Source organism: Marinobacterium arenosum (assembly GCF_019795155.1).
In the GTDB taxonomy this organism is placed as follows: Bacteria; Pseudomonadota; Gammaproteobacteria; order Pseudomonadales; family Balneatricaceae; genus Marinobacterium_C; species Marinobacterium_C arenosum.
Window position 1 is genome coordinate 1 of the sequence record NZ_JAILYN010000016.1, and the last position, 12,189, is coordinate 12,189.

A 12,189-nucleotide genomic window follows, 5' to 3' on the forward strand; every position below is an offset into this window, starting at 1 on the left:
GGACGCTCAGAGTCGGCGTAGACAGGGGTGCCAGCGGCAAGCTTATGGCTAACGTAGAAATTTCCTAACAAGCAGCGAAGAAACAAGAAAATGCCAGTCAGTTGGCTTAACTGACTGGCATTACGCGGTAGCGGGCTTTTGGCTATCTATCAGAACGGTCGGCTCAATCGCACAGTGCGTCCAGCTTCTTCTTCAGGATGCCGGTAACCGCGCCCGGGTTGGCCTTGCCGCCGGTCGCTTTCATCACCTGGCCCATGAAGAAGCCGATCATCTTGCCGCGCTTGTCCGGCTCGGCCGCCTTGTACTGCTCGACCTGAGCGCCGCAGTTGGCGATAACCTCGTCGACGGTCGCTTCGATGGCGCCGGTATCGGTCACCTGCTTGAGGCCCTTGGCTTCGATAACCTGATCGGCGCTGCCGCCTTCCGCCCACATGATCTCGAACACCTGCTTGGCGATCTTGCCGGAGATGGTGTTGTCCTTGATGCGGACCAGCAGGCCACCCAGCTGCTCGGCGGAAACCGGGCTGTCGCCGATCGCCGTATCGTTGGCGTTCAGATGCTTGGACAGTTCGCCCATCACCCAGTTGGCAGCCAACTTGGCGTCATCGGCGTTTTTGGCGACGGTCTCGAAGTAGCCCGCCAGATGGTGATCGCCGGACAGCACCATCGCGTCGTAGTCGCTCAGGCCGTACTGCTCGATGAAGCGTGCCTTACGGGCATCCGGCAGTTCCGGCAGGCTGTCGCGGATCTGCTCGATGTAATCCTCTTCGATCACGATCGGCAGCAGGTCCGGGCATGGGAAGTAACGGTAGTCGTTGGCTTCCTCCTTGGAGCGCATCGAACGAGTCTCGTTCTTGCCGGCGTCGTACAGGCGGGTTTCCTGTACCACCCGGCCGCCATCCTCCAGCAGGTCGATCTGGCGCTCGATCTCGCCCAGAATCGCCTTCTCGATGAAGCGGAACGAGTTGATGTTCTTGGTCTCGGTGCGGGTGCCGAACTCCTGTTCGCCTTTCAGGCGCACGGAGACGTTGCAGTCGCAGCGGAACGAACCTTCCGCCATATTGCCGTCGCAGATACCGAGGCTGGTGACGATCGAGTGGATCTTGCGCACGTAGGCCACTGCCTCTTCGGCGCTGCGCATATCCGGCTCGGAGACGATCTCCAGCAGCGGCGTGCCGGCGCGGTTCAGGTCGATGCCGGTCATGCCCGGGAACTCGTCGTGCAGCGACTTGCCGGCGTCTTCCTCCAGGTGGGCGCGGGTGACGCCGACCCGTTTGACGGTGCCGTCTTCCAGCTGGATATCGACGTGGCCATTGCCGACGATCGGGTGGAACAGCTGGCTGGTCTGGTAGCCTTTCGGCAGGTCCGGATAGAAGTAGTTCTTACGGTCGAACACCGAGGTACGGCCGATCTCGGCGTCGATCGCCAGGCCGAACTTCACCGCCATGCGCAGTGCTTCCTCGTTGAACACCGGCAGGGTGCCCGGCAGCGCCAGGTCGACCGCGCAGGCCTGGGTGTTCGGTTCGGCGCCAAAGGCAGTGCCGGCACCGGAAAAGATCTTGGATTTCGTGGCGAGCTGGGCGTGGATCTCAAGCCCGATTACCGCTTCCCATTCCATTATTCGTTAACCTCTGTCAGATGCCTTCGGGAGCCTGTTTGTGCCAGTCGGTCGCCAGCTGGAACTGGTGCGCGACGTTCAGCAGTTGCTGCTCGGCGAAGTAGTTGCCGATAATCTGCAGGCCCACCGGCAGGCCGTCGGTCTGGCCGCACGGAATGGACATGCCCGGCAGGCCGGCCAGGTTCAGCGCGATGGTGAAGATATCTTCCATGTACATGGCGATCGGGTCGGCGGTCTTCTCGCCCAGTTTGAACGCCGGGTGCGGCGTGGTCGGGCCCATGATCACGTCCACTTCGTTCAGTGCATTGACGAAGTCCTGCTTGATCAGGCGGCGGATCTGCTGTGCCTTTTTATAGTAGGCGTCATAGAAGCCTTCCGACAGCGCGTAGGTGCCGACCATGATGCGACGCTTCACCTCCGGGCCGAAACCTTCGCCGCGGGAGCGCTTGTAGAGGTCTTCCAGGTCGACCGGACTGTCGCAGCGGTAGCCGTAGCGTACGCCGTCGAAGCGGGACAGGTTGGAGGACGCCTCCGCCGGCGCGATGATGTAGTAGGCCGGTACCGCCAGGTGGGTGTTCGGCAGGCTGACCTCCTTGACGGTGGCGCCCAGCGCTTCGTACTCCTTGATGGCGTTCTGCACCTGCTGGGCGATCGCCGGATTCAGGTCGGCCGGGAAGTACTCTTTCGGCAGGCCGATGGTCAGGCCGTTCAGCGGCTTGCTCAGGTCGGCGGTGTAGTCCGGCACCTCGCGCTGCATGCTGGTGGAGTCGCGCTCGTCGAAGCCGGCCATCACGTTCAGCATCAGTGCGGCGTCTTCGGCGCTACGGGTCATCGGGCCGCCCTGGTCCAGCGAGGAGGCGAAGGCGATCATGCCGTAGCGGGACACCCGACCGTAGGTCGGCTTCAGGCCGGTGATGCCGCACAGCGCCGCCGGCTGGCGGATCGAGCCGCCGGTATCGGTGCCGGTGGCTGCCGGCGCCAGCCGCGCCGCGACCGCTGCGGCGGAACCGCCGGAGGAACCGCCCGGCACGCAGTCGGTGTTCCAGGGGTTATGGACCGGGCCGTAGAAGCTGCTCTCGTTGGAGGAGCCCATGGCGAACTCGTCCATATTGGTCTTGCCCAGCATCACTGCGCCGGCGGCGTTGAACTTCTCCACCACGGTAGCGTTGTAAGGCGAGATGAAGTTATCCAGCATCTTGGAGGCGCAGCTGGTACGCACGCCCTCGGTGCAGAAGATATCCTTGTGGGCGATCGGCAGGCCGGTGAAGGCACCGGCATTGCCGGCGGCACGGGCCTGGTCGGCGGCCTTGGCCTGGGCCAGCGCCTGCTCTTCGGTCAGCGTGATATAGCTGTTGTACTTGCCGTCTTCGGCCTTGATCCGGTCCAGGTAGGCCTGGGTCAGCTCGACACTGCTGAAGTCGCCGTTCTGCAGCCCCTGGGCCAGTTCGGCTAGCGTCTTGTCAAACATGGGAGTAGATGTCCTTCAGAATTCCGATGGGGTGAACGGGGTAAGATCACTCGATCACTTTGGGGACCTGGAACAGGCCGTTTTCCACAGCCGGCGCTACCGCCTGCAACGCCTCGCGGCGGTTCGGCTCGCTGACCTCGTCCTTGCGCAGCCGCTGTACTGCGTCCAGGGCATTGGCCATCGGTTCGATATCGCGGGTGTCCACCGCCTGCATCTGGTCGACCAGATCCAGGATGTTGGACAGGTTTTGGGTGTACTCGGGGATGTCCTGCTCATCGATCTGCAGGCGCGCCAGATGGGCGATTTTTTCCACATCAGAGCGGTCTAGAGCCATAGTCGCTTCTCGCTGAATTGAAGGTCGTTTTGACGCCTGTGGCCGGACCCGGAATACCATCGGGCGGCACACAAATAAAGGCGAATAAGGTACCATAACCGCCATCCTGCCTGAAGTGCTGCCGGCCATCGTGCTGAAGCATAAAAATGGCGCCGCTCAGGCCGCTTTCTTTCTTGCCGAAAGAATATGCCGTTGTTAGAGTTACGTGTTTTCAGGATACAGCGGTATTTACCTGCAAAATCTTAGGATTCCCGACCCAATGCTCAAGAAAATCCGTGGCATCTTTTCCAGCGACCTGTCCATCGACCTGGGCACGGCCAATACCCTGATCTATGTGCGTGACCGGGATATTGTCCTTAACGAACCGTCCGTAGTAGCGATCCGCCAGACCGGTAACCAGAAGTCGGTCGCGGCGGTCGGTTCGGATGCCAAGCGGATGCTGGGACGGACCCCGGGTAACATCACCGCGATCCGGCCGATGAAGGATGGCGTCATCGCCGACTTCCACGTCACCGAGAAGATGTTGCAGTACTTCATCAGCAAGGTGCACGACAACAGCTTCCTGACACCGAGCCCGCGGGTACTGGTCTGCGTGCCCTGCAAATCCACCCAGGTGGAACGCCGGGCGATCAAGGAATCCGCGCTGGGCGCAGGGGCCCGCGAGGTCTACCTGATCGACGAACCGATGGCGGCGGCGATCGGTGCCGGCCTGCCGGTCGAAGAGGCGAACGGCTCGATGGTGGTGGATATCGGCGGCGGTACCACCGAGATCGCGGTGATCTCGCTGAACGGCATCGTCTATGCCGAATCGGTCCGGGTTGGCGGCGACCGCTTCGACGAATCGATTGTCACCTATGTGCGCCGCAACTACGGCAGCCTGATCGGCGATGCCACCGCCGAGCGGATCAAGCAGGAGATCGGTACCGCCTATCCGGCCACCGAGGTGCGCGAGATCGACGTGCGCGGCCGTAACCTGGCGGAGGGGATTCCGCGCAGCTTCACGCTGAACAGCAACGAGATTCTGGAAGCGCTGCAGGAGCCGCTGTCCTCCATCGTGCAGGCGGTGAAGAGCGCGCTGGAACAGTGCCCGCCGGAGCTGGCGTCCGACATTGCCGAACGTGGCATCGTGCTGACCGGTGGCGGTGCGCTGCTGCGCAATATCGATCGGCTGATCGGTGAAGAAACCGGCCTGCCGGTGATCGTGGCCGAAGATCCGCTGACCTGTGTCGCCCGTGGCGGTGGCAAGGCGCTGGAGATGTTGGATAAACACGGTTTCGAACTGGTTGCCCATGACTGATCGGCTGCCGGGCGTCGGTCCGGCATCTGCTATTTTGCTGTTTGAGGGATGCCTGACCTGCCGGATGGATGGTGGGGAGGTGTCCCATTAAAACGATCTTCCGTGGCCGTTCACCCGGCTACAGTTTCCTGTTCCTGCTGCTGTTGGCGGTTGCGCTGATCGTGGCCGATCTCTATACCGCCCAGATGCGTCAGGGGCGGGCCTATCTGTCGCTGCTGATCACCCCGTTGCAATGGCTGGTGGATATTCCCAGCCGGGCCGCCGGTGAGGTCTCCGACCTGGTGGTCGATCGCCGTCTGCTGTTGAAAGAGAACGAGCAGTTGCGCGCCGACGCCCTGCTGCTGGAGCGCAAGGTACAGCACGTGGCGGCGCTGACCGCCGAGAACGTGCGGCTGCGTGAGTTGCTTAACGGCCGGGCGCGGATCGATGAACAGGTGATGCTGGCCGAGCTGATCGGCGTCAATCCTGATCCGTTCCAGCACCAGGTGATCGTCAACCGGGGGCTGGAAGACGGTGTTTACGAAGGCCAGCCGGTGCTGGATGCCGGCGGCGTGATGGGCCAGGTGGTCGAATCGACCCACTACACCAGCCGGGTGGTGATGATTACCGATGCCCGCCACGCGATCCCGGTGGAGGTGAATCGTAACGGCGTACGTTCGATTGCGCTGGGCACCGGTGAGATGGACGAACTGGTGCTGGACCATGTCGCCGACACTGCCGATATCCGCGAGGGTGATCTGCTGGTCACCTCCGGCCTGGGCGGTCGTTTCCCGCGTGGCTACCCGGTGGCCGAGGTCAGCAAGGTGGTGCGTGATCCGGGCCAGCCCTTTGCCAGCGTCAGGGCGGTGCCGACCGCCCGGATGGACAAGAGTCGCCACCTGTTGCTGGTCACCATGCCGCAACCGTTGATTCTGGCCGCCGACCCGGCGGAGGCGCGGCCCGCTGGCAGCCAAGCGGGCGTGGTCAAGCCCGATTCCTCTCAAACCGATGCGGCCCGGCCGGAGGCCACTGATGGCCACTAGCCGCTCGGGCGGATCGCTGATCATCATCGGAACTTTCCTGGTCGGCCTGGTATTCAGCCAGATCCCGCTGCCCAATGCGTTGCTCTGGGCGCGGCCGGAGTTCATCCCAATGATCCTGATCTTCTGGGTGCTGGTATTGCCGCACCGGATCGGTATGGGCACCGCTTTCCTGGTTGGCCTGGCACTGGACCTGATCAAGGGCTCGGTGCTCGGACTCAATGCGCTGTCGCTGGTCACCATCGCCTATCTGGCCTACCTGCTGCACCAACGGATGCTGATGTATCCGCTCTGGCAGCAGGCGTTCCTGGTGCTGGTGCTGGTCGGCATCAATCAGCTGATCTTTCACTGGATGCAGGCGCTGTTCGGCATGACCGGCGACAGTCTGTTGTTCCTGTTGCCGTCTCTGGTCAGCGCGCTGATCTGGCCCTGGCTGTTTCTGGTTTTGAACGGTATTCGTCAGCTGTTCCGTATCGGCTGACCCGTCTGGGAGAGGAGAGCGTATGGCAGATCTGGTACTGGCTTCGGCATCGCCGCGTCGGCGTGAACTTCTGCAACAGATCGGCGTCCGAATTCTTACCTGCCCGGTTGATCTGGAAGAGCGCTTGCTGCCGGATGAATCGCCGCAGGTGTTCGTCGAGCGGCTGGCACGTGAGAAGGCCGAGGCGGGCTTCCGGCAGGCCGGCGGCCGGTTGCCGGCGCTGGGTTCGGATACCGCGGTCGTGCTGGGCGATCGGGTGATGGGTAAGCCGCGTGACGAACAGGGTGCGGTGGAGATGCTGATGTCGCTGTCCGGTCGCAGCCACCAGGTAATGACCGGTGTTGCCGTGGTGGATGGCCGCCGCGCCCTGGCCCGGGTGGTCAGCACCGAGGTCCGTTTCAACACCCTCAGTGAAGCGCAGTGCCGCCGCTACTGGGCGACTGGCGAGCCTTGTGACAAAGCCGGCGGCTATGGTATTCAGGGGTTGGGGGCGGTGTTTGTCGCCGCGATCAATGGAAGTTATTCGGCGGTGGTCGGTTTGCCGCTGGCCGAGACGGCCGCGCTGCTGGCCGAATTCGATGTGCCGATCTGGCAACCGGTGGCGGCGCAATGAACGGCTGATTCGACAGTCAAGAGCCGGGTTTTACGAGTATGGAACAGTGATGGGCGAAGAGATACTAATCAATTTTACCCCGATGGAAACCCGGATTGCGGTGATCGAAAACGGTATGCCGCAGGAGATCTACGTCGAGCGAGTCCGCCGGCGCGGTATCGTCGGCAATATCTACAAGGGCAAGGTGGTGCGAGTGCTGCCCGGCATGCAGGCCGCCTTCGTCGACATCGGCCTGGAGCGGGCCGCCTTTATCCATGTCGAGGACGTGCTGCCGCAGCAGAGTGCGCCTGAAGAGAAAGGCAATACCTCGATCTCCCAGGTGTTGAAAGAGGGCCAGCCGCTGCTGGTGCAGGTCACCAAGGACCCGATCGGCACCAAGGGCGCCCGGCTGACCACCCATCTGTCGATCCCCTCCCGCTATCTGGTCCATATGCCCGGCAACCAGCATATCGGCGTCTCCCAGCGGATCGAGGATCCGGAGGAGCGCGAACGGCTGCGCTCGGTGATCCAGCAGGCATTGGCGGTCAACCAAGACGAAGACGGCGAGCCGGTGCGCAGCGGTGGCTTTATCCTGCGCACGGTGTCGGAGGGGGCCAGCGAAACGGAGCTCAAGGGCGATATCCAGTTCCTGCAGCGGTTGTGGGACGCGATTCAGGGCAAGATCAGCACCGCCAAGGCGCCGGCGATCATCTACGAAGACCTGCCGCTGAACATGCGGGCGCTGCGCGATATGGCTCACAGTGGCGTGGAGCGGATCCGTATCGATTCCCGCGAGACCTATCAGAAGGCGCGGGAGTTCTGCGCCGCGCTGGTACCGGAGATCAACAGCGCGCTGGAGTACTATCCCGGCGAGCGGCCGATCTTCGACCTGTTCAACGTCGAGGAGGAGATCCAGAAGGCGCTGGGCCGTAAGGTGGAGCTGAAAAGCGGCGGCTACCTGATCTTCGACCAGACCGAAGCGATGACCACGGTGGACGTCAATACCGGCGCTTTCGTCGGCCATCGCAATCTGGAAGAGACGATCTTCAAGACCAACCTCGAGGCGGCCACCGCGATCGGCCGCCAGCTGCGATTGCGCAACCTGGGCGGCATCATCATCATCGATTTCATCGATATGGAAGACCCGGATCACCAGCGCCAGGTACTGCGTACCCTCGAGCGGATGCTGGAGAAGGATCACGCCAAGTGCAAGGTGACCGGGGTGTCTGAGCTGGGGCTGGTCGAGATGACCCGCAAGCGTACCCGCGAAAGCCTGGAACAGGTGCTCTGCGAGCCCTGTATACAGTGCCAGGGCCGGGGCTCGATCAAGACCCCGGAAACGGTCTGCTACGAGATCTTCCGCGAGATCCTGCGCCAGCATCGCGCCTACGATACCGAAACCTACCTGGTGCTGGCGGCGCAGTCGGTGGTTGACTACCTTATGGACGATGCCTCCGACCATGTCGCAGAGCTGGAAACTTTTATCGGCAAGACCATCCGTTTCCAGGTGGAGCCGATGTACAGCGCCGAACATTTCGATGTGGTGCTGCGCTGACGGACAGAGCTGATGCTGTGTACAAGCCAACGGCTGTTCTGGTGGGCCTACTGGCTGCTGGTCTGCCTGCTGTTCCTGGCCGCCCTGCTGGTGGTGGTGGCCCGCTATACGCTGCCGCAGGTCGGCGCGTTCCGCGAGGAGCTGCAACAGCTGCTCAGTGAGCAGCTCGGTCGCGAGTTGCAGATCGGTGAGATCGAGGGCTATTGGCAGGGCAGCTATCCGACCATTGAACTGCGCGATCTGCGCCTGGTGCGTCAGCCGGATGAGCCGTTGACCCTGTCGGTTCACCGCCTGCAGGTCGGCCTCGATGTTGGCCGCTCGCTGCTCGGCGGCCGGCCGGTATTCTCCCGGTTGACTGTCAGCGAACCCTATATCGGCTGGCAGTCCGGCCAACCGGCTGTCGAGGCGCCGGCCTCCACAGCCGTTACCCTCCCCGAAATACCGCTCTGGTTGCTCGATCAGCCGCTGACCATCGAACAGGGCGCCGTTGCATTGCTGCGACCGGGCCAACCGACGATACAGCTGCAAAAGTTGCAGGCCGGTCTGCAGGCCGAGGGCCAGCGCTATCAGTTGCGGCTCACGGCTGACCTGGTGGTCGGCGAACAGCGCCACCGGGTACAGATATCGGCCCGGGGTCAGGGCGATCCGACCCGCCAGCCGGTACAGCTGTTTGCCGAACTGGACGGCCTGCCGACGGCACTGCTCAACCCCTATCTGCCTGAGAACCAGCAGCTCAAGGCCCTGAGCCTGAACCAGCGGATCTGGGCGACCCTGCAAGGCGGCCAGCTGGAGCGGTTGCAGGCGCAGACCGATATTGCCGAACTGCAGCTGGGCGATCAGCTGATGTTCAGCGACAGCCGGCTTTCGGCCACCCTGTTGAAGCGACCACAGGGCTATCAGCTTCAGTTGCATGACAGTCGGCTGACTCAAGGCGACAAGACCCTGCATCTACCGGCGCTGTCGTTCAATCTGGTACCGGCCGCGCCAACCGGCTGGCGACTGGCGCAGCTGCAGCTGGCGGCGCTGGCGCTCGATCCGATCACCGATTGGCTGCGTGAGCAGCCGTGGTTGGGCGACATTGGCCAGCAGGCGCTGACCAGCCTGCGGCCGCGTGGCGTGCTGCGTAACCTGCAGGTTGATTGGCCGGGGCGCGATCCGGCCGGCTTCCAGCTGCAGGCCGATCTGGACCAGTTGGCGGTCGATGACTGGGATGGTGTACCGCAATTGCTCGGTATCGACGGCCGACTGACCGCCGATGCCATGGGGGGGGCGATCCATCTGGGCAGCCAGAACTTCGTGATGAATTTTCCCGACCTCTTTCCCGATGGCTGGCAGTACCAGCAGGCTGACGGCATCATCCGCTGGCGGTTGGACGAGCAGGCGGTGGTGGTCAACTCCGGTCTGCTGCATCTGGAGCAGCAGGATATCGAGGCCGAGGGGCGATTCAGCATCCGGCTGCCCTATTCGCGTGACCAGCAGACCGAGCTGACCCTGATGATCGGCACCCGCAGTGCCGACGGCCGGGTGACCGGCCGCTATGTGCCGCCGGCCGAGGTGGGTGAAGATCTGCACCGCTGGCTGGTGGAAGCGATCAGGGCGGGTAGCGTCAACCAGGGCGGTTTCCTGCTGCATGGCGGCACCCGCTCGCGGCTGGACGACCATCAGCGGCCCACCGTACAGATGTTTTTCGATGTCCAGCAGGCCGAATTCGCCTACCAGCCAGGTTGGCCGGCGATTACCGATGGCCGGCTGTTCATGCTGCTGAAGGATGGTGCCTTGCTGGTCGATGTCGACCGGGCCCGCCTGCTGGATTCGAAGATCGACTATGCCCGCGTTTATCTGCCGCCTGGTGAATCTCGGCTGCAGATCAGTGGTCGCCTGCAGGGCGATGCCGGCGACATTCATCGGTTGCTGCTGGAGTCGCCGCTGCGGGCCGAAGTGGGGGATGAGCTGGCCAACTGGCAGTTGACCGGGCCGGTGGTCACCGAGGTGGCGCTGGCTATTCCGCTGGAGGGCGGGCGACCCGATCTGCATCTGGGCTCGCAGATCCGCGACGGTCGTTTCCACTCCGAACGGCAGCGGCTCGATTTCAGCAAGATCAATGGCCTTGTCCGCTACGACAGCCCGCACGGCCTGCATGCCAAGGATCTGAAGGCACAGCTGTTCGGGCGACCGGCCAGCGCTCAGATCAGCAGCGGTCCGGCCGAGGCGTTCGGCAATGTCCCGCGTACCCGTATCCGGCTGGACAGCCGGATCGATATGGCGACCCTGCGCGACTGGCTGCAACTGCCGCTGCTTAAGATCGCCAATGGCGAAACCTGGTATCGGGCGCAGCTGGATCTCTGTGCCGCCAGTCAGCCAAAGTGCACGGGCTTGACGGTGCGTTCCGCGCTACAGGGGGTGTCCGTCGAGGCGCCTGTGCCGCTGGCCAAACAGGCCGATAGCGAAACCGCATTCTCGTTACGATCCAACCTCGCTGCGGGCAAAGAGCGCTTCGATATCCGCTACGGCGAACAGTTGCGGGCGTTACTCCTGATGAGAGACGGTACGCTGGAGCGGGGACTGTTGGGCTTTAACCAGGCGGATATCAACCTGCCGGCCCGGCCGGGACTGGTGGTGGAGGGCGAACTGGCACAGCTGGATTACGACCAGTTGATGCAGTTCCTGGACAAGGCCGAGTTGCTGCAGGGCGGCGGGCAAGCCGACGCCGAGCCGCTGCTGCGGTCGGTGGCGCTGAAGCTTGGCAGCTTTTCCCTGGATGACTTTGCACTCGGCGGCCTGGCTGCCGCATTGCGGCCGGTCGACGAGGGCTGGAACCTCAGCGTCGACAGCGAGAAGCTGGCCGGATCGATCCTGTTTCCGGCCAATGAGCGCCCTTACGAGGTGGATATTCGTCATCTGAAGCTGCAGCGCGATAGTGCTTCGGACGACTCATCGCAGGCGTCGACGCCGAGCCCGATCGACCCCAACCAGTTGCCGGCCAGTAATGTGCGGCTGCAGGCGCTGGAGCTGAACGGCAAACCGATGGGCAGCTGGTCGTTCGCGCTGTTGCCGGATGAGCGTGGCGCCACGGTACGTGACCTGAAGGGCGACCTGCACGGTATCGTGCTGAACGGTGAGATCCGCTGGGATGACGGTGACTCACACCGGTCCGCGCTGACCCTGAAGCTGAATGGCGGCGACCTCGGCAATGTGCTGGCGGCCTGGGGCCATGGCCGGGCGATGGAGAATGAAGAGCTGGTCTCCTATCTGCAGTTGGAGTGGCCCGGTGCGCCCTGGCAGTACAGGATGGCGGCGGCAGACGGTACCGTTGAGTTCGTGGCCAAGCAGGGGCGGATCGTCGAGAGCGGTACATCCAGTAACTTTCTGCGGCTGTTCGGTATCCTGAACCTGAACTCGATCGGCCGGCGGCTGCGGCTCGACTTCAGTGACCTGTTTGAAAAAGGGGTCGCCTTCGACCGGATGGCGGCCAGCTACGAGATCAGGCAGGGGGTGGCGGAAACCGTCGAACCGTTCAAGATGACCGGCCCATCGATGGATATGACGTTGATCGGCAAACTGGATCTGGCCAACGAAACCATCGATCAGGATATGGAGGTTACCCTGCCGGTGACCTCGAACCTGCCGATCATGGGGGTACTGCTGGGTCAGCCTCATGTGGCCGGCGCGGTATTCCTGATCGACAAGCTGATCGGCGACAAGCTGCAGAAATTCACCACTATCCGTTATCACCTTGCCGGTGACTGGGGTGATCCTACAATTGAGCTGTATAAAGAGAAACCGTCGGAGTCGGCCCAGCCGGCTATGCCGGCGGGTGATCGTTAG

Annotated in this window: 9 protein-coding genes; 6 read left to right on the forward strand and 3 right to left on the reverse strand. The window is 62.9% G+C overall.

The features are described from left to right. Nucleotides 1–163 precede the first annotated feature (163 nt). From gatB to gatC, 3 genes are read right to left on the reverse strand one after another with little or no spacing between them, the layout of a single operon-like run. Nucleotides 164–1,618, reverse strand: coding sequence for an Asp-tRNA(Asn)/Glu-tRNA(Gln) amidotransferase subunit GatB (gatB, locus tag K6T12_RS09065; RefSeq protein ID WP_222221643.1), 1,455 nt, complete (start codon nt 1,616–1,618; stop codon nt 164–166). Between the two features lie 16 nt (nt 1,619–1,634). Next, nucleotides 1,635–3,086, reverse strand: a complete 1,452-nt coding sequence (gatA, locus tag K6T12_RS09070) for an Asp-tRNA(Asn)/Glu-tRNA(Gln) amidotransferase subunit GatA (protein WP_222221645.1) — start codon at nt 3,084–3,086, stop codon at nt 1,635–1,637. Nucleotides 3,087–3,132: 46 nt separating this feature from the next. After that, nucleotides 3,133–3,420 carry an Asp-tRNA(Asn)/Glu-tRNA(Gln) amidotransferase subunit GatC gene (gatC, locus tag K6T12_RS09075; RefSeq protein WP_222221647.1) on the reverse strand — a complete coding sequence of 96 codons (288 nt, stop codon included), beginning with the start codon at nt 3,418–3,420 and terminating at the stop codon, nt 3,133–3,135. Nucleotides 3,421–3,679: 259 nt separating this feature from the next. Here gatC and K6T12_RS09080 point away from each other — a divergent pair, with 259 nt between their 5' ends. From K6T12_RS09080 to K6T12_RS09105, 6 genes are all read left to right on the forward strand, one after another. Next, nucleotides 3,680–4,717 carry a rod shape-determining protein gene (locus tag K6T12_RS09080; protein ID WP_222221649.1) on the forward strand — a complete coding sequence of 346 codons (1,038 nt, stop codon included), beginning with the start codon at nt 3,680–3,682 and terminating at the stop codon, nt 4,715–4,717. Nucleotides 4,718–4,788: 71 nt separating this feature from the next. Next, nucleotides 4,789–5,739, forward strand: a complete 951-nt coding sequence (mreC, locus tag K6T12_RS09085; protein ID WP_315853587.1) for a rod shape-determining protein MreC — start codon at nt 4,789–4,791, stop codon at nt 5,737–5,739. Further along, on the forward strand, nt 5,729–6,217 hold the full coding sequence (gene mreD, locus K6T12_RS09090; protein WP_222221653.1) for a rod shape-determining protein MreD: 489 nt from the start codon (nt 5,729–5,731) through the stop codon (nt 6,215–6,217). Before mreC ends, mreD begins: the two co-directional genes overlap by 11 nt. 22 nt (nt 6,218–6,239) lie before the next feature. Then, nucleotides 6,240–6,830, forward strand: a complete 591-nt coding sequence (locus tag K6T12_RS09095) for a Maf family protein (RefSeq protein ID WP_222221655.1) — start codon at nt 6,240–6,242, stop codon at nt 6,828–6,830. 49 nt (nt 6,831–6,879) lie between these two features. Further along, nucleotides 6,880–8,364, forward strand: coding sequence for a ribonuclease G (gene rng / locus K6T12_RS09100; protein ID WP_222221657.1), 1,485 nt, complete (start codon nt 6,880–6,882; stop codon nt 8,362–8,364). 12 nt (nt 8,365–8,376) lie between these two features. Continuing rightward, nucleotides 8,377–12,189: a YhdP family protein gene (locus K6T12_RS09105; RefSeq protein WP_222221659.1), complete on the forward strand. Its 3,813-nt coding sequence runs from the start codon at nt 8,377–8,379 to the stop codon at nt 12,187–12,189.